Source organism: Nocardia glycosmidis, from assembly GCF_052545115.1.
Genome location: NZ_JBQWRH010000007.1, coordinates 291,822 through 309,447, shown reverse-complemented (window position 1 = coordinate 309,447; position 17,626 = coordinate 291,822). Strand labels below are relative to the sequence as shown.

Genomic DNA, 17,626 nt, shown 5'->3' with positions numbered 1-17,626 from the left:
ACGGAAGTTGTAACGCAGCTGCACCCGATGATTCTATCATTGGTTTATGGCTGACAACGAACCTATCCGCACTGGTAGGCACTGCGTTTTCGTGCTGCACGCCCACTTGGTTTTCGTCACCAAATACCGGCATCGCGTGTTCACCGACCGGCACCTGGCGCGGATGGAGGAAATCATGCGGGCCGTGTGCACGGACTTCGAATGCGAGCTGGTCGAGTTCAACGGCGAAACCAACCACGTCCACTTGCTGGTGAACTTCCCGCCGAAGGTCGCGCTGTCGCGGCTGGTCAACTCCCTCAAGGGGGTGTCATCGCGGCGGATGCGCCAGGAGTTCCCCGACCTCGTACGCCACTATTGGCGCGCGCAACGACTCTGGTCGGGTTCCTACTTCGCGGGCTCGGTCGCCGCCGCGCCGATCAGTGTGTTGCGGCAATACATCGAACAGCAGGAGCATCCCATCTAAAGCACGCCCGAGCCCTTGGCAGCCCTCCCACGTCCGCCTTCACCACCGGGCTCGAGCCGGGCGCACTCGCGGACATTTGGTAGCACAATCCGGCCGTGCGGAACGGCTCGCCGAGTTCGTGCTGGTAGTGCTCGGACAGGGCCGTGCGCGCGTCGGCTAGGGCGGGATCCGGCAGCGGTTCGTGCTCCTCGTAGAACTTCAGCAGCCGGGGCACCGCCACCACCCGGTCGTACATCGGTCTGCGCTCGGCCTTCCATGGCACGCACTCGATCAGCCGGTCGAACAGCGCGTCCGCACCGGACAGCCATCCCGGCAGCAGATCCACCCAGGCGCCACGGTCGAGTGTGGCGCGGCGGATATCGCGCAGCGACCCGAATTCGGTATCACCGAACCCGTCGAGCAGTGATCCCTGCAGTGGTGTGGACATGTCGCCGAGCGTACCGCTGATCGAACATATGTGCTATCTGTTTCGGTCGAGGTCATCGCCTCTGCGTGTCGGCATCTGGACGTCGAAGCATCGGAGGGCCGGTGCGGAATCGCACTTGCCGACGGGGACCCGATGTCCGGCTGCGGCTTTCGCGCTCGGTAAGGGCGATCGGCGCCGGTGCCGCGGGAAGCGGTCATGTCACTCGAACGCGCAGCCGCTGCGGCGGAGCCGGGCCGCTCGGGCGGTCTCCGTGATCGGTGGCGCGGGTGCCGGGCCGTGGCCCCGCTCACAGCCCGATATGCCTGGTGAAACCGAGAGTCCGGACGCTGCTAGTGTGCTCGGCGTAAGACATCCTTTAACGGACCGTCCGGCGAGGCGGGGAAGGAGGTCGGCATGGCTGTGCCCGAAGAACGGGCCGCCAAGTCCGGCGCTGCCGAGACATCGCAGCGACATACCCCAGAAGGGGTGGCGGCGGGGCGAGAGCTGTTGTCGGCTTCGGATGTCGGGCGGACCATCGCCCGCATCGCGCACCAGATCATCGAGAAGACCGCGGTGGACGCGGGCGAGCCGGACGTGCCACGCGTCGTGCTGATCGGCATCCCCACCCGAGGAACCACCCTGGCCGCGCGGCTCACCGACAAGATCGAGGAATTCTCCGGCGTCCGGCCGGCGCTGGGCTCGCTGGACATCACCCTCTACCGCGACGACCTGCGCAGCCGCCCGCACCGGCCATTGGAGCGCACCTCGGTTCCCGAGGGCGGCATCGAGGACGCGCTGGTCGTCCTGGTCGATGACGTGTTGTTCTCCGGCCGCACCGTCCGTTCCGCGCTCGATGGTCTGCGCGATCTGGGCCGACCTCGCGCCGTGCAGTTGGCGGTGCTCATCGACCGCGGTCATCGCGAACTGCCGATCCGTGCCGACTACGTCGGCAAGAACGTGCCGACCAACCGGTCCGAGGACATCTCGGTGCTGCTCACCGAGCACGACGGGCGTGACGGCGTCTACCTGCGCCACGGCTCGGAGCAGGAGGCGGGCGCGTGAGGCATCTGCTGTCGGTCGCCACGCTCGATCGCGCCACCGCGACCGGACTGCTCGACGAAGCCGAACGGTTCGAACAGGCCCTGCTCGGCCGCGAGGTGCACAAGCTGCCCACGCTACGCGGCCGCACGGTGATGACGGTCTTCTACGAGAACTCCACCCGCACCCGGGTCTCGTTCGAGGTCGCGGGCAAATGGATGAGCGCGGATGTGATCAATGTCAGCGCGAGCAGTTCCTCGGTCGCCAAAGGTGAGTCGCTGCGCGACACCGCGCTGACCCTGCACGCCGCGGGCGCCGACGCGCTGATCGTGCGGCACCCCGCGTCCGGAGCCGCGCACCAGATCGCCCGGTGGATGGACGAATGGGCGGTCGCGGCCGGACGCGCCGCCGGTCCGGTCGTCGTGAATGCCGGCGACGGCACCCATGAGCACCCGACCCAGGCGCTGCTGGACGCGCTGACCCTCCGGCAGCGGCTCGGCGACATCGAAGGCAAGCGGGTCGTCATCGTCGGCGACATCCTGCACAGCCGGGTCGCCCGGTCCAATGTCTTCCTGCTGGCGACCCTCGGCGCCGAAGTGGTGCTGGTCGCCCCCCGCACGCTGCTGCCGGTCGGCGTCGCGACCTGGCCCGCCCGCGTCTCCCATCACCTGGACGCCGAGCTGATCGGCGCCGATGCGGTGCTGATGCTGCGCGTGCAGGCCGAGCGGATGAACGGCGGGTTCTTCCCGTCGGCCCGCGAATACTCGATCACCTACGGACTGTCCGAGCGCAGGCTGGCCCTGCTGGACGACCACGCCGTAGTGCTGCACCCCGGCCCGATGCTGCGTGGCATGGAGATCGCGTCCTCGGTCGCGGACTCGCCGAAAGCCGCTGTGCTGCAACAGGTCACCAACGGCGTGCATGTGCGCATGGCGGTCCTGTTCCGCCTGCTCGTCGGAACGCAGGAGGCAGTGGCATGAGCGGTCAGGCCCGGAGGCGGCAGTGGAGCGTGACCACGCAGGGCCCCGCTCGTGCCGATAGACAACAGAGCATGAGCGGTCAGGCCCGGAGGCGGCAGCGCAGCGTGACCACGCAGGGCCCCGCTCATGCCGGAAAGGACGCAGCATGACGGAGAACTCCACCGTCCTGATCAAGGGCGTGCTGCGATACGGCGAGGGCGAGCCGGTCGACGTGCTCGTCGCCGACGGCGAGATTCGCCAGATCGGCACCGACCTCGGCATGGTCGGGGCCGAGATCATCGACGCGCGGGGGCAGATTCTGCTGCCGGGTTTCGTCGACCTGCACACCCACCTGCGCGAGCCGGGACGCGAGGACACCGAGACCATCGAGTCCGGTTCCGCCGCCGCCGCGCTCGGCGGCTACACCGCTGTGTTCGCCATGGCCAACACGAACCCGGTGGCCGACTCGGTGGTGGTCACCGACCATGTGTGGCGCCGTGGCCGGGAGGTCGGCCTGGTCGATGTGTACCCGGTCGGCGCGGTCACGGTCGGGCTCGAAGGCAAGCAGCTCGCCGAGATGGGCACCATGGCCGCCGGTATCGCAGCGGTACGGATGTTCTCCGACGACGGCCACTGCGTCTACGACCCGCTGCTGATGCGTCGCGCCTTGGAGTACGCGAACTCGCTGGGCGTGCTGATCGCCCAGCACGCCGAGGAGCCGAGGCTGACCGAGGGTGCGATCGCGCACGAGGGCCCGACCGCCGCACGGCTCGGCTTGGCGGGTTGGCCACGCGCGGCCGAGGAGTCCATCGTGGCGCGCGATGCCCTGCTGGCTCGCGACGCGGGCGCCAGGGTGCACATCTGCCACGCCTCTACCGCCGGCACCGTGGAGTTGGTGAAATGGGCGAAGTCCCAGGGGATCTCGATCACCGCCGAGGTCACCCCGCACCACCTGCTGCTCGACGATTCCCGGTTGGCGACCTACGACGCGGTAAACAAGGTCAACCCACCGCTGCGGGAAGCCTCCGACGTCGCCGCGCTGCGGCAGGCGCTGGCCGACGGGGTGATCGACTGTGTCGCCACCGACCACGCGCCGCACGCGGAGCAGGACAAGTGCTGCGAATTCGCCGCGGCCCGCCCCGGCATGCTCGGCCTGGAGACAGCGCTGTCGATCATCGTGCAGACCATGGTGCAGCCGGGTCTGCTGGATTGGCGCGGCGTCGCGCGCGTGATGAGCGAGCGTCCGGCCGAGATCGTCGGCCTCGATGATCACGGCAGGCCGCTCGAGGTCGGTGAGCCGGCGAACTTGACGCTGGTCGACCCGGCCGCGACCTGGACGGTGCGTGGCAGCGAACTCGCCAGCATCTCGCGCAACACGCCGTTCGAGGCGATGACCTTCCCGGCGCGGGTCACGGCGACCCTGTTACGCGGCCGGGTCACCGCCCGCGACGGCAAGGCGGTGCGGTGGGGTAGATGAGCGAGTACGACTGTTCCGGCACCGCGGCGCGAGCGGCGGGCCCGGAGGCGGTAGCGGAGCGTGACCACGTAGGGCTCCGGGAGCGCCGCATATTCAGCACCGCGGCGCGAGCGGCGGGCCCGGAGGCGGTAGCGGAGCGTGACCACGTAGGGCTCCGGGAGCGCCGCATATTCAGCACCGCGGCGCGAGCGACCGGCCCGGAATCGGCAGTGAAGCGTGACCACGCAGGGCCTGCGGGGTGCCGTATATCCAGCACAGGAGGTCTGTAGGTGGAGAGAACGCTCTGGGTTATCGGGTTGCTCGTCCTGTTCGCGCTGTGCCTGTGGCTGATGTACCGAGGGTGGCGCAACCGTGCCGCGCGGCAGGTGGAGCGCATCGGCGCCCTGCCCGTCGTGCCCGCCGAACTCGGTGCGCAGGTCCTGGAACCGACCACCGGTCTCTATCTGGGCAGCACCATCGCACCCAGCTGGCAGGACCGGATCACGGTGGGCGACTTGGGTTTCCGGGCCACGGCGGAACTCACCAGGTTCGAACGGGGGATTCTGCTCGAACGCGACGGCGCGACGGTGATCTGGATTCCGCAGGAGTCCCTCATCGCGGTGCGCACGGAACGCGGCCATGCGGGCAAAGTGATGACAGAAGATGGTGTGCTGGTTATTCGCTGGAAGCTGCCGACCGGAACCGAGATCGATACCGGTTTCCGTGGTGACGACAAGTCCGTCTATCCGGCTTGGCGGCAGTTTTCGATGGCGGATCAGACCGGGACGATGACGGGAGATGACGAGGGATGACACGAGACACGGGCGGGAGCAGGCCGACGAACAGCGCGGCACTCGTGCTGGAGGACGGCCGGGTATTCCGCGGCCAGGCTTACGGTGCCGTGGGCCAGACACTCGGTGAGGCGGTGTTCTGCACCGCGATGACCGGGTACCAGGAGACCCTCACCGATCCGTCGTACCACCGCCAGATCGTGGTGGCCGCCGCGCCGCAGATCGGCAACACCGGGTGGAACGAGGAGGACGACGAGTCCGCGAAGATCTGGGTGGCCGGCTACGCGGTGCGTGACCCCGCGCGGCGCGCGTCCAACTGGCGTGCGACGACCACGCTGCCCGATGAGCTCGAACGCCAGCAGATCGTCGGCATCGCGGGCATTGACACCCGCGCGCTGGTCCGCCACCTGCGCACCCGCGGCTCGATGAAGGCGGGCATCTTCTCCGGCGACGCGCTCGCCGCCGCCGACGAACTGGTGGACCGGGTGAACAGCCAGCCGTCCATGCTAGGTGCCGACCTGGCGGGCGAAGTGAGCACGGACGCGCTCTACACGATCGAACCGGACGGTGCGCACCGGCACACCGTCGTCGCGGTGGATCTGGGCATCAAGACCAACACCCCGCGCATGTTCGCCCAGCGCGGCATGCGGGTGCACGTGGTGTCGTCGGGTACCACGCTGGACCAGATCCTCGAGCTGAAACCCGACGGGGTTTTCCTGTCCAACGGTCCCGGCGATCCGGCCACCGCCGACGGCGCGGTCGAGCTGACTCGCGGTGTGCTGGCGAAGGGCCTGCCGCTGTTCGGGATCTGCTTCGGCAACCAGATCCTCGGTCGCGCGCTCGGCCGAGCGACCTACAAGATGAAGTTCGGGCACCGCGGCATCAACATCCCAGTGGTCGAGCACGAGACCGGACGGATCTCGATCACCGCGCAGAACCATGGGTTCGCGCTGGAAGGCGAGCGGGGCGAACGATTCGACACACCTTTCGGCACGGCCGAGGTGAGTCACGTTTGCGCCAACGACGAGACGGTTGAGGGCGTCCGGCTGGTCGACGGCCGCGCCTTCTCCGTGCAGTACCACCCGGAGGCCGCCGCCGGACCCCACGACGCCGCATATCTGTTCGACCGTTTCGCCGGTCTCATGGAAGGAGCCTGATGCCTCGTCGCGAGGATCTCGAGCACATCCTGGTGATCGGCTCTGGCCCGATCGTCATCGGCCAGGCGTGTGAATTCGACTATTCCGGCACCCAGGCGTGCCGCGTACTGCGGGCCGAGGGACTGCGCGTGTCGCTGGTCAACTCGAACCCGGCGACGATCATGACCGACCCGGAGTTCGCCGACTCGACCTACGTCGAGCCGATCACACCGGAGTTCGTGGAGAAGGTGATCGCGAAGGAGCGTCCGGACGCCATTCTGGCCACGCTCGGCGGACAGACCGCCCTGAACACCGCGGTCGCGCTGCACGAGCGCGGCGTGCTGGCGAAGTACGGCGTGGAGTTGATCGGCGCCGACTTCGACGCCATCCAGCGCGGCGAGGACCGGCAGAAGTTCAAGGACATCGTGGCCAAGGTGGGCGGCGAGAGCGCGCGTTCGCGGGTCTGCTTCACCATGGACGAGGTCCGCGAGACGGTTGGCGAACTCGGCTTCCCGGTAGTGGTGCGCCCGTCGTTCACCATGGGCGGTCTCGGCTCGGGCATGGCCTACAACCACGAGGACCTCGATCGCATCGCGGGCGGCGGCTTGGCTGCCTCGCCCACGGCCAACGTCCTGATCGAGGAGTCCATCCTCGGCTGGAAGGAATACGAGCTAGAGCTGATGCGCGACGGCCGCGACAACGTCGTGGTGGTCTGCTCGATCGAGAACGTCGACCCGATGGGCGTGCATACCGGGGATTCGGTGACCGTCGCTCCGGCGATGACGCTCACCGACCGGGAATACCAGAGGCTGCGTGATCTCGGCATCGCCATCCTGCGCGAGGTCGGCGTCGACACCGGCGGCTGCAATATCCAGTTCGCGGTGGACCCGCGCGACGGCCGCCTGATCGTCATCGAGATGAACCCGCGCGTCTCGCGTTCCTCCGCGCTGGCGTCCAAGGCGACCGGGTTCCCGATCGCGAAGATCGCCGCGAAGCTGGCCATCGGTTACACGCTCGACGAGATCGTCAACGACATCACCAAGGAAACCCCGGCCTGCTTCGAGCCGACGCTCGACTACGTCGTCGTCAAGGCGCCGCGATTCGCGTTCGAGAAGTTCCCCGGCGCCGACGACACGCTGACCACCACCATGAAGTCGGTGGGCGAGGCGATGTCACTCGGCCGCAACTTCGCCGAGGCGCTGGGCAAGGTGCTGCGTTCGCTGGAGACCAAGGCCGCCGGCTTCTGGACCCAGGACGACGGCGAATGGGCCGACGTCGAAGCGATCCTGGCGGACCTGCGCACCCCGACCGAGGGTCGCATCTACCAGGTCGAGCGGGCGCTGCGCTTGGGTGCGAGCATCGAGGACGTCGCTGCGGCGTCCGGTATCGATCCGTGGTTCGTCGCCGAGGTCGCCGGCCTGGTCGAACTGCGCCAGGAGGTGCTCGACGCGCCCGTGCTGGACGAGCCGCTGCTGCGCCGGGCCAAGCATTACGGCCTGTCCGATCGGCAGCTGGCCGCGCTGCGCCCGGAGCTGGCGGGGGAGAGCGGCGTGCGCGCCCTGCGGCACCGGCTCGGGGTCCGCCCGGTCTTCAAGACCGTCGACACCTGCGCCGCCGAGTTCGAGGCCAAGACGCCCTACCACTACTCGGCCTATGAGCTCGACCCGGCGGCCGAGTCGGAGGTCGCGCCGCAGCGCGAACGGGAGAAGGTGATCATCCTCGGGTCCGGTCCGAACCGGATCGGCCAGGGCATCGAGTTCGACTACTCGTGTGTGCACGCGGCGCAGACCCTGTCGCAGGCCGGGTACGAGACGGTGATGGTCAACTGCAACCCCGAGACCGTCTCCACCGACTACGACACCGCCGACCGCCTCTACTTCGAGCCGCTGACCTTCGAGGACGTGCTCGAGGTCTACCACGCCGAACGCGAGTCCGGCACCGTCGCGGGCGTCATCGTGCAGCTGGGCGGCCAGACCCCGCTCGGTCTCGCGCAGCGCCTGACCGACGCCGGGGTGCCGGTGGTCGGCACCAGCGCGGCCGCCATCGATCTGGCCGAGGACCGCGGCGAGTTCGGCGACGTGTTGGTCGCGGCCGGGCTGCCCGCGCCGAAGTACGGCACAGCCACCACCTTCGCACAGGCCAAGAAGATCGCCGCCGATATCGGCTATCCGGTGCTGGTGCGCCCGTCCTACGTGCTCGGCGGGCGCGGCATGGAGATCGTCTACGACGAGAATTCCCTGGAGGGCTACATCTCCCGCGCGACCGAGCTCAGCCCGGAGCATCCGGTGCTGGTGGACCGGTTCCTGGAGGACGCGATCGAGATCGATGTCGACGCGCTGTGTGACGGCGAGGAGGTCTACCTCGGCGGCGTGATGGAGCACATCGAGGAGGCGGGCATCCACTCCGGCGACTCCGCGTGCGCGCTGCCGCCGATCACACTGGGCCGCAGCGACATCGAGGCGGTGCGCCGCTCCACCGTCGCGCTGGCCAAGGGCATCGGCGTCAAGGGCCTGTTGAACGTGCAGTACGCGCTCAAGGACGACGTGCTCTACGTGCTGGAGGCCAATCCGCGGGCCAGTCGGACGGTTCCGTTCGTGTCCAAGGCGACCGCGGTGCCGTTGGCCAAGGCTGCCGCGCGGATCATGCTCGGCGCCACCATCGCGGAGTTGCGCAAGGAGGGCATGCTGCCGAGCGAGGGCGACGGTGGACACGTCGCGCTCGACGCGCCGGTCGCGGTCAAGGAGGCCGTGCTGCCGTTCCACCGGTTCCGGCGCGCCGATGGCAGCGGGGTGGATTCGCTGCTCTCGCCGGAGATGAAGTCCACGGGGGAGGTGATGGGCATCGACGCCGATTTCGGCACCGCTTTCGCCAAGAGCCAGACCGCCGCCTACGGGTCGCTGCCCACCGAGGGCACCGTATTCGTCTCGATCGCCAACCGGGACAAGCGCGCGATGGTTTTCCCGGTGAAGCGCCTCAACGACCTCGGTTTCCGTATTCTCGCCACCGAGGGAACGGCGGAGATGTTGCGCCGCAACGGTATTCCGTGTGAGCGGGTGCGTAAGCACTCCGAAGAAGGCCCGGCCGACGAGCCGACCATCGTGGAGCAGATCCGCGACGGCGAGGTCGACATGGTGTTCAACACCCCGTACGGCAACTCCGGTCCCCGGGTGGACGGCTACGAGATCCGCAGCGCGGCAGTCGGGGTGGACATCCCGTGCATCACCACCGTGCAGGGCGCGGCGGCCGCGGTGCAGGGCATCGAGGCGAGCATCAACGGCGGGATCGGTGTGCGCTCCCTGCAGGAGTTGCACTCGGTGCTGCGTGGGTGAGCCGCGGCGGCACGGGGCCGCCGAGATGAGGACCTTCGGCGGCCGGCTGCGGCACGCGATGCGACATTTCGGTCCGGTGTGCGCCGGCATCGACCCGCATCCGGAACTGCTGCGGTCCTGGGGCCTGACCGAGGACGCCGACGGGCTCGAACGATTCGCCGAGATCTGCGTGGAGGCATTCGACGGTCTGGTCGCGCTGGTCAAACCGCAGGTCGCGTTTTTCGAGGCTTTCGGTTCCGGCGGGATCGCCGTGCTGGAACGGACCATTGAGGTGCTGCGCGCCTCGGGGACCCTGGTGCTCGCCGACGCCAAGCGCGGCGACATCGGCTCGACCATGGACGCCTACGCCCGTACCTGGCTGGCCGACGGTCCGCTCGGGTCGGACGCTGTCACGGTCTCGCCGTATCTCGGATTCGGTTCGCTGGCACCGGCGCTGACCCTCGCCGCGGCCAACCGGCGCGGCGTCTTCGTGCTTGCGGCCACGTCGAATCCCGAAGGGGCACAGGTGCAGCGGGCGGTCCTGGCGGACGCGCGCACCGTCGCGCAGACGATGGTCGATGAGGCCGCGGCCCGGAACACGGGCGGCGATTTCGGTTCGGTGGGTGTGGTGGTCGGCGCCACGCTGAGTGCGGTGCCGGACCTGTCCGCGCTCAACGGCCCGATCCTCATGCCCGGGGTCGGAGCCCAGGGTGGCGGCCCGGAGACCATTCGAGAGCTGGTCCCGGAGCCGATGCTGGGAGCTGTTGTCCCGAGTGTCTCGCGCGAGGTGTTGCGTGCCGGGCCGACTGTCCCGGCACTGCGTGCCAGAGTGCACGCGCTCCAGGACACATTCGCGTTCCTGCAGAAATGACACGTAGACCGGCGCTCTCCGCGCCGGTCTACGTCGTTTCCCCGTCTATGCGTACAGATGCGCGCACAGACGGGCCATAGTGCGGTCTGTGTGCGCTTCTATGGCTGTTTGGGCTGGGAGCTGGCTGGGGAGGGTGGCCTGATGCCTCGCATCGGCGTAGCGGGCCTTACGCGCGGGAACTGGATGCGGTCTTCGGAGTTCGCGGCGGAGAGTGTGACGCCCGACACGCACAAATTAGTCGCGACACGCGGGAAATTTCCAGAAAGTTCCTGGTCGGACGGGTGAGAGGTTGCTGGATCTATGCGCGCCCCTGTCGCAACACCTCCGCAAACCACATGGTCTGTCGAAAAGGTGCTGCTAGTGGGCTATTTCGCGGAATCGACCGCACGGCTCGCGTCGTGGCGCGGGCGTGTCGCGCAGTGCGGTGCGGGTGCGTCCGCCGCATCCGGAATCATGCGCTGACCTGGGGGGTGGGTTCGCAATCGGCGGACGTCGTGGGTACGGTCGCTGAGACTGCCGGGTTACCGGTAGGCGTTGATGCAATAAACGATGAGACGGAGGAACCGTGGCCCTTCCCCAGCTGACTGACGAGCAGCGCGCCGCTGCTTTGGAGAAGGCGGCTGCCGCTCGCCGCGCTCGGGCGGAGCTCAAGGAGCGCTTGAAGCGTGGCGGCACCAACCTGAAGCAGGTGCTCACCGACGCCGAGACCGACGAGATCCTCGGCAAGATGAAGGTGTCGGCGCTGCTGGAGGCCCTGCCGAAGGTGGGCAAGGTCAAGGCGGCGGAAATCATGAGCGAGCTGGAGATCGCCCCAACCCGGCGCCTGCGCGGACTCGGCGATCGGCAGCGCAAGGCGCTGCTGGCCCGATTCGACTTCGACGCCTGACGAGGGTGATCGAACGCACGCGGAAGGGTCGACTGGTCGTACTGGTCGGCCCCTCGGCCGTGGGCAAGTCCACCGTGGTCCGCTGCGTCCGCGAGCGACTGCCCGAACTGGTCTTCAGCGTGTCGGCAACCACCCGGGCCCCGCGGCCCGGGGAGGTCGACGGCCTCGACTATCGCTTCGTGTCCCGCGCGGAGTTCGACGCGATGATCGAGGCGGGCGAACTGCTCGAGTGGGCGGACATCCACGGCGGGTTACAGCGTTCGGGTACCCCCGCCGGACCGGTACGCGCCGCGATGGCTGCAGGCCTTCCCGTACTCGTCGAAGTGGATCTGGAGGGCGCGCGGTCGGTGCGCCAGGCGATCCCGGAAGCGATTCTGGTGTTCCTCGCCCCGCCGAGCTGGGAGGAGCTCGTGGCTCGGCTGACCTCGCGCGGCACCGAATCGCCCGAGGTGATCGAACGCCGGCTGGAAACCGCCAGGATCGAACTCGCGGCCTGTGACGAGTTCGACATAGTCATCGTCAATGACGAGGTGACCAGCGCCTGTGAGCAGTTGGTATCGTTATTCGTTAGCACGAATTCCAGTTCGTGAAACCCCCACCTGCGCATCAGTGATCAGGGCCGGCAGAAGGCAGCGTGCGTGAACACGCAGGCCCCTCGCTCATGCGACATCCGAGACACAGGAGTCACCTAGTGAGCAGTACGGACACCAAGACCGCGCCCGCCTACGACACTCCGATCGGCCTCACCAACCCGCCGATCGATGAGTTGCTCGAGCGCACCTCGTCCAAGTACGCCCTGGTCATCTACGCGGCCAAGCGGGCCCGTCAGATCAACGACTACTACAACCAGCTCGGCGACGGCATCCTCGAGTACGTCGGCCCGCTGGTCGAGCCGGGCCTGCAGGAGAAGCCGCTGTCGGTCGCGCTGCGCGAGATCCATTCCGACCTGCTCGAGCACTCCGAAGGCGAGTGAGTCGCACCTCTTCGCCGCATGATGCCGCAGTATCGAACACCCCGCGCAGGCGGGGATGATTCCCAGCCGGAGGCGTAGTGACCACACGGATCGTCGTCGGCGTATCCGGAGGGATCGCCGCCTACAAGGCTTGCTCGCTGGTCCGGCGATTCACCGAGACCGGACACGAGGTTCGGGTGATCCCCACCGAGTCGGCGCTGCAGTTCGTCGGCAAGGCGACCTTCGAAGCGCTCTCCGGGAACCCGGTGCACACCGGGGTATTCGCCGACGTGCCCGAGGTCCCGCATGTTCGGCTGGGCCAGGAGGCGGACCTGGTGGTCATCGCCCCGGCGACCGCCGACCTGATGGCGCGCGCCGCGATCGGTCGTGCTGACGACCTGCTCACCGCCACATTGTTGACGGCCCGATGTCCGATCCTGTTCGCGCCCGCGATGCATACCGAGATGTGGGAGCATCCGGCGACGGTCGCGAATGTCGCGACGCTGCGGGCCCGCGGTGCGGTCGTCATGGAGCCGGCGTCGGGCAGGCTCACCGGCACCGATACCGGCCCGGGACGGCTGCCCGAGCCCGAGGAGATCTTCGGCCTCGCGTCGCTGCTGCTGGAACGCGCCGACGCGATCCCCCGTGATCTGGCGGGTCGCCGGGTCGTGATCACAGCAGGCGGCACCAGGGAGCCGCTGGATCCGGTGCGTTTCCTCGGTAACCGCAGCTCCGGCAAGCAGGGCTACGCGCTCGCGCGGGTCGCGGCCCAGCGCGGCGCCCAGGTCACGCTGATCGCGGGCAACACGATCGAGATGGCCGCGCCCGCCGCCGTGGACTTGGTGCACATCACCACCGCCGATCAGTTGAAGACCGCCGTCGACAAGCACGCCGTCGGCGCTGACGCGGTGATCATGGCCGCCGCCGTCGCCGATTTCCGGCCGACCAACGTCGCTGCGGCCAAGATCAAGAAGGGTGCCGGCGAGCCCGATGTCATCGCGCTGACCAAGACCGACGACATCCTCGCCGGGCTGGTGCAGGCGCGGCGCGATGGTCAGTTGCCCGGCACTGCGATCGTCGGCTTCGCCGCCGAAACCGGAGACGAGCACGGCGACGTCCTCGCCCACGCGCGGGCCAAACTCGCCCGCAAGGGCTGCGACCTGCTGGTGGTCAACGCGGTCGGCGAGGGCAAGGCGTTCGAGGTGGACACCAACGACGGCTGGCTGCTCGGCGCTGACGGAACCGAGCAGGCGCTCGATCACGGTTCGAAGGCACTGCTCGCGAGCCGGGTGCTCGACGCATTGAGTGTGTTGCTGCGCTGAGTGTGTTGCTGCGCTGAGTTCGGCTTCACGCCTGTCAGGATTGCCAGCTGATCGGCGGCTGTTCACGGCGTCGCCGGTGCTGTTGGCACCGCCGTGACGCTGCGGGTTCAGCCGTCCGGGATGGCTGCCCGCCGGGGTCGGCCGTGTCGGTGGTTTGGAATAGTGTGAGAGGTAAGGGTTGCGCGGGAGCGACATCGCGTTAGTGTCGCAAGCCGATACGAGCAACCGTTGAGGGAGAGGGAAGAACTGTGCGCACGTCCGGCAGTCGGCTTTTCACCAGTGAGTCCGTGACCGAGGGTCATCCGGACAAGATCTGCGATGCCATCAGCGATTCCATCCTCGACGCGTTGCTCGCGGAGGATCCGCGCAGCCGGGTCGCGGTGGAGACCCTCGTCACCACCGGTCAGGTCCATGTCGCGGGTGAGGTCACCACGTCGGCATACGCCGATATTCCGCGAATTGTCCGGGAAAAGGTCCTGGAAATCGGATATGACTCTTCGGCAAAGGGTTTCGATGGGAATTCCTGCGGTGTGAATGTCGCAATCGGCGCGCAGTCGCCGGATATCGCGCAGGGTGTCGACACCTCGCACGAGGCGCGGGTCGGCGGATCCGACGACGAGATCGAGCGGCAGGGCGCCGGTGACCAGGGCCTGATGTTCGGTTACGCCACCAAGGACACCCCCGAGCTGATGCCGCTGCCGATCGCGCTCGCGCACCGGCTGTCGCGCCGGCTGACCGAGGTGCGCAAGTCCGGCGTGCTGCCCTACCTTCGTCCGGACGGCAAGACCCAGGTCACCATCGAATACGACGGCGACCGCCCGGTCCGCCTCGATACGGTCGTCGTCTCCACCCAGCATGCCGCCGACATCGACCTGGACAACCTGCTCGCCCCCGATATCCGCGAGAAGGTCGTCGACGCGGTGCTCGCCGAATTGGAAGTGTCGAGCCTGGACACCTCGGACGTCCGCCTCCTGGTCAACCCGACCGGCAAGTTCGTGCTCGGCGGTCCGATGGGTGACGCGGGCCTGACCGGCCGCAAGATCATCGTGGACACCTACGGCGGTATGGCCCGCCACGGCGGCGGCGCCTTCTCGGGCAAGGACCCGTCGAAGGTGGACCGTTCGGCCGCGTACGCCATGCGCTGGGTCGCGAAGAATGTCGTCGCGGCCGACCTGGCCGAGCGCGTCGAGGTCCAGGTGGCCTACGCGATCGGTAAGGCCGCCCCGGTCGGCCTGTTCGTCGAGACTTTCGGTACCGAGAAGGTGGATCCGGCGCGCATCTCCGCCGCCATCACCGAGGTGTTCGACTTGCGTCCCGGTGCGATCATCCGCGACCTGGACCTGCTGCGCCCGATCTATGCGCCGACCGCCGCATACGGCCACTTCGGTCGCACCGACGTCGACCTGCCGTGGGAGCACACCGACCGTGCGGACAAGCTGCGCGCCGCCGTCGGCCTCTGACCCGACCGGGCAGGAGTGAACGAACCCGCGGCGGATACCACCGGCACCTCGGCGGACGGTCCGGCCGCGGGCTCAGCGGCCGTGTCGCTGCCGATCGCCCGAGTGCTTCCGCTGCTGGCACCGGCGCACCTGGACCGTGACTTCGACTACCTGGTTCCCCCCGAACTGGACGAGCTCGCCCAGCCGGGGGTGCGGGTGCGCGTCCGTTTCTCCGGCCGTCTGGTCGACGGTTTCTTGCTTGCGCGGCTGGCACGCAGCGACCACGAAAGCAAGCTGGTCAAGCTCGAACGGGTCGTTTCCAGTGAGCGTGTACTGACGCCGGAAATCCTCGAGCTGGCCACCGCGGTCGCCGCACGCTATGCGGGCACCCGCGCCGACGTCCTGCGCCTGGCGATTCCGCCGCGTCACGCACGCACCGAATCCGCAGGGACGAAGATGCCCGCTGAATCCGCTGCGGCACATTCTATTTCGGTCGATTCCGGTGATCGCGCCGGTGCGCGCTCGGTGGGTGACGAGCCCGGCAGCGAACGCGTGGCCGACAGCGATGGCGCGTCGACATCGTCGGCGCAAGACGGCCAGTCGCCCGATGCGTCGGCAACGGTGCCGACTTCCACGCCGTGGCCGGATTCGGCTGCCACGGCCGAGACAGACGATGCCTCGGGCAAGTCGGCCATCGGAGCTACCGACGTGGTCGTACTTGGTGAGCCGCGCCAGACGAGCTCAGGGACCGGTGCACCGACCCGCCGGGCGACGACGGACATGGATGAGTCGTCAGGTCCCGACGGGTCTTCGGAGTCGGACGGGCCGCGCCCGGTCGCTGCCAACGGCAGCACGCAGCGGCACGTCGTTGCCGAGGGTCCGTCCGCGAACCGCATCCCGCCTGCCGATTTGTCGCGGCCACAGGTGCTTTCGGGCGTCGACGTGAATGCCGCTTCCTGGGAGCGGTATATCCACGGCACCGGGTTCGTCGCCGCCCTCGCGCAAGGAAAGGGGGCGCGCGCGGCCTGGCAGGCGCTACCCGGCGAAAACTGGGCACGGCGGTTGGCCGAGCTCGCCGCTGTGGTGGCCGGCCAGGGCCGCAGCGCGATCCTCATGGTGCCCGATCAACGCGATCTCGACCGGGTGCTGGCGGAATGCGTTCTGCTGGTGGGGGATTCGGCGGTCGGACTGTCCGCTGGGCTCGGTCCCGCGGCGCGGTACCGGCGCTGGCTCGCCGTGCTGCGCGGTTCGGCGCGCGTGGTGGTCGGTACGCGAAGTGCGGTGTTCGCGCCGGCGGCGGATCTGGGCCTGATCGCTGTGTGGGACGACGGCGACGACACCTACGCCGAACCACGGGCACCGTATCCGCACGCACGCGAAGTGGCGATGCTGCGGGCGCACGAGACCGGGGCGGCCTTCGTGGCAGCCGGTTTCGCGCGGACCGCGGAAATTCAGGCGGTGGTCGATTCCGGCTGGGCGCACGACATGGTCGCCGACCGAGCTGTCGTGCGCAACGCGGCGCCGCGGATCAGCGCCCCCGGCGACAGCGATATCGCGCTGGAACGCGATCCGGTCGCGCGCTCGGTCCGGATTCCCGGCGTCGCTTTCGCGGCCGCCCGCGCTGCGCTGAAAGAGGGGGCGCCGGTGCTGGTTCAAGTGCCGCGCCGCGGCTATGTTCCGGCGCTGGCCTGCGCGAAGTGCCGCACGCCTGCCCGGTGCAGGCGCTGCCGCGGGCCGCTGGCGTTGCCAGAGGCGCGCGGACGGCACGGATCGCCGGCCGAGTCCAGCGGGGCAGCCCAGAGTCCTGCTTGCCGCTGGTGCGGGATCGCCGAAGCGGCGTTCCGCTGCACCACGTGCGGGTCGCGCGCGTTACGCGCTGTGGTGATCGGTGCGGCCCGGACGGCAGAAGAACTCGGCCGCGCGTTTGCGGGCGTGCCGATCCGCGGTTCCGGCGGTGGCGCGGTGCTCGACACTGTGGAACAGGGGCCCCAGGTTGTGGTGGCGACGGTGGGAGCCGAACCCGTTGTTCCCGGCGGTTACGGTGTCGCGCTGCTGCTCGACGGCTGGGCCTTGCTCACCCGCGCCGATCTGCGGGCTGCCGAGGACACACTGCGTCGATGGATGTCCGCTGCCGCGCTGGTGCGCGCGCACGGCCAGGTCATCGTCATGGCCGAACCCTCGATCCCTACGGTGCAGGCGCTGGTCCGGTGGGACCCGGTGGGTGCGGCCCGTGCCGAGGTCGCCGCCCGTGCCGAGGTCGGCTTCCCGCCCGCGGTTCGCCTGGCCGCGATCGACGGCACCGTCGACACCATCACCGAATTGCTCGCGGCGGCCGAGCTTCCCGACACTGTCGACCGGCTCGGCCCGGTGCCGCTGCCGGACGGCGCTCGCAAGCCCTTCTCTGGCGATTCCCCTGCCGAGGTCGAGCGCATACTGCTGCGCGTCGACCGTGGCCACGGCGGAGCGCTGGCCAGGGCCCTGCGCGCCGCACAGGCAGTCCGCAGCACGCACCGCTCCGAGGCCCCGCTGCGCGTCCAGATCGACCCGATCGACATCGGCTGAGCGGTCCGCGACCACAACCGACGCCCAGTCGGAGAGG

At 68.8% G+C, this 17,626-nt stretch carries 15 protein-coding genes; 14 read left to right on the top strand and 1 reads right to left on the bottom strand.

The window, feature by feature from the left end; genetic code table 11:
- The first annotated feature begins 46 nt into the window (after positions 1 to 46).
- Positions 47 to 463: an IS200/IS605 family transposase gene (tnpA, locus tag ACT86A_RS12015; RefSeq protein WP_445092132.1), complete on the top strand. Its 417-nt coding sequence runs from the start codon at positions 47 to 49 to the stop codon at positions 461 to 463.
- Here the strand turns inward: tnpA and ACT86A_RS12010 are convergent.
- A complete protein-coding gene (locus ACT86A_RS12010) occupies positions 417 to 890 on the bottom strand; it encodes an alpha-ketoglutarate-dependent dioxygenase AlkB family protein (protein ID WP_445092131.1) in 474 nt (157 codons plus the stop codon). The two genes, tnpA and ACT86A_RS12010, sit on opposite strands and share 47 nt — an antisense overlap.
- Positions 891 to 1,283: 393 nt before the next feature.
- On the opposite strand from ACT86A_RS12010, the gene pyrR reads away from it, so the two are divergent.
- The 13 genes from pyrR (at position 1,284) to ACT86A_RS11945 (ending at position 17,589) form a co-directional block, all read left to right on the top strand.
- Positions 1,284 to 1,931, top strand: a complete 648-nt coding sequence (gene pyrR, locus ACT86A_RS12005) for a bifunctional pyr operon transcriptional regulator/uracil phosphoribosyltransferase PyrR (RefSeq protein ID WP_445092130.1) — start codon at positions 1,284 to 1,286, stop codon at positions 1,929 to 1,931.
- On the top strand, positions 1,928 to 2,887 hold the full coding sequence (locus ACT86A_RS12000) for an aspartate carbamoyltransferase catalytic subunit (protein WP_445092129.1): 960 nt from the start codon (positions 1,928 to 1,930) through the stop codon (positions 2,885 to 2,887). Before pyrR ends, ACT86A_RS12000 begins: the two co-directional genes overlap by 4 nt.
- Positions 2,888 to 3,032: 145 nt before the next feature.
- Positions 3,033 to 4,343: a dihydroorotase gene (locus ACT86A_RS11995; RefSeq protein ID WP_445092128.1), complete on the top strand. Its 1,311-nt coding sequence runs from the start codon at positions 3,033 to 3,035 to the stop codon at positions 4,341 to 4,343.
- Between the two features lie 269 nt (positions 4,344 to 4,612).
- Positions 4,613 to 5,134, top strand: coding sequence for a PH-like domain-containing protein (locus ACT86A_RS11990; RefSeq protein WP_445092127.1), 522 nt, complete (start codon positions 4,613 to 4,615; stop codon positions 5,132 to 5,134).
- Positions 5,131 to 6,270, top strand: coding sequence for a glutamine-hydrolyzing carbamoyl-phosphate synthase small subunit (carA, locus tag ACT86A_RS11985; RefSeq protein WP_445092126.1), 1,140 nt, complete (start codon positions 5,131 to 5,133; stop codon positions 6,268 to 6,270). The genes ACT86A_RS11990 and carA overlap by 4 nt, the downstream gene beginning before the upstream one ends.
- Positions 6,270 to 9,578 (top strand): carbamoyl-phosphate synthase large subunit, encoded by a 3,309-nt coding sequence (gene carB / locus ACT86A_RS11980; RefSeq protein WP_445092125.1) that lies wholly within the window; start codon positions 6,270 to 6,272, stop codon positions 9,576 to 9,578. Before carA ends, carB begins: the two co-directional genes overlap by 1 nt.
- 25 nt (positions 9,579 to 9,603) lie before the next feature.
- Positions 9,604 to 10,428 carry an orotidine-5'-phosphate decarboxylase gene (gene pyrF / locus ACT86A_RS11975; RefSeq protein ID WP_445092154.1) on the top strand — a complete coding sequence of 275 codons (825 nt, stop codon included), beginning with the start codon at positions 9,604 to 9,606 and terminating at the stop codon, positions 10,426 to 10,428.
- Between the two features lie 565 nt (positions 10,429 to 10,993).
- The gene (mihF, locus tag ACT86A_RS11970) at positions 10,994 to 11,314 is read left to right on the top strand and encodes an integration host factor, actinobacterial type (protein ID WP_028476708.1); all 321 of its coding nucleotides are present in this window, start codon (positions 10,994 to 10,996) and stop codon (positions 11,312 to 11,314) included.
- Positions 11,315 to 11,319: 5 nt separating this feature from the next.
- Positions 11,320 to 11,904 carry a guanylate kinase gene (gmk, locus tag ACT86A_RS11965; protein WP_445092124.1) on the top strand — a complete coding sequence of 195 codons (585 nt, stop codon included), beginning with the start codon at positions 11,320 to 11,322 and terminating at the stop codon, positions 11,902 to 11,904.
- Positions 11,905 to 11,975: 71 nt separating this feature from the next.
- Positions 11,976 to 12,287: a DNA-directed RNA polymerase subunit omega gene (gene rpoZ, locus ACT86A_RS11960; RefSeq protein ID WP_445092153.1), complete on the top strand. Its 312-nt coding sequence runs from the start codon at positions 11,976 to 11,978 to the stop codon at positions 12,285 to 12,287.
- A 77-nt stretch (positions 12,288 to 12,364) separates the two neighbouring features.
- Positions 12,365 to 13,588 (top strand): bifunctional phosphopantothenoylcysteine decarboxylase/phosphopantothenate--cysteine ligase CoaBC, encoded by a 1,224-nt coding sequence (coaBC, locus tag ACT86A_RS11955; RefSeq protein ID WP_445092123.1) that lies wholly within the window; start codon positions 12,365 to 12,367, stop codon positions 13,586 to 13,588.
- 248 nt (positions 13,589 to 13,836) lie between these two features.
- Complete coding sequence (gene metK, locus ACT86A_RS11950; protein ID WP_445092122.1) at positions 13,837 to 15,048, top strand: methionine adenosyltransferase; 1,212 nt, start codon at positions 13,837 to 13,839, stop codon at positions 15,046 to 15,048.
- A gap of 81 nt (positions 15,049 to 15,129) precedes the next feature.
- Positions 15,130 to 17,589 (top strand): primosomal protein N', encoded by a 2,460-nt coding sequence (locus tag ACT86A_RS11945; RefSeq protein WP_445092152.1) that lies wholly within the window; start codon positions 15,130 to 15,132, stop codon positions 17,587 to 17,589.
- Positions 17,590 to 17,626: the final 37 nt, after the last annotated feature.

Excerpts from the sequence above, each read along its gene's own strand:
- pyrR (WP_445092130.1), top strand. The coding sequence starts at position 1,284 with ATGGCTGTGCCCGAAGAACGGGCCGCCAAGTCCGGCGCTGCCGAGACA.
- pyrF (WP_445092154.1), top strand. The coding sequence starts at position 9,604 with ATGAGGACCTTCGGCGGCCGGCTGCGGCACGCGATGCGACATTTCGGT.
- ACT86A_RS12010 (WP_445092131.1), bottom strand. The coding sequence starts at position 890 with ATGTCCACACCACTGCAGGGATCACTGCTCGACGGGTTCGGTGATACC.
- ACT86A_RS11995 (WP_445092128.1), top strand. The coding sequence starts at position 3,033 with ATGACGGAGAACTCCACCGTCCTGATCAAGGGCGTGCTGCGATACGGC.
- rpoZ (WP_445092153.1), top strand. The coding sequence starts at position 11,976 with ATGCGACATCCGAGACACAGGAGTCACCTAGTGAGCAGTACGGACACC.
- carB (WP_445092125.1), top strand. The coding sequence starts at position 6,270 with ATGCCTCGTCGCGAGGATCTCGAGCACATCCTGGTGATCGGCTCTGGC.
- carA (WP_445092126.1), top strand. The coding sequence starts at position 5,131 with ATGACACGAGACACGGGCGGGAGCAGGCCGACGAACAGCGCGGCACTC.
- tnpA (WP_445092132.1), top strand. The coding sequence starts at position 47 with ATGGCTGACAACGAACCTATCCGCACTGGTAGGCACTGCGTTTTCGTG.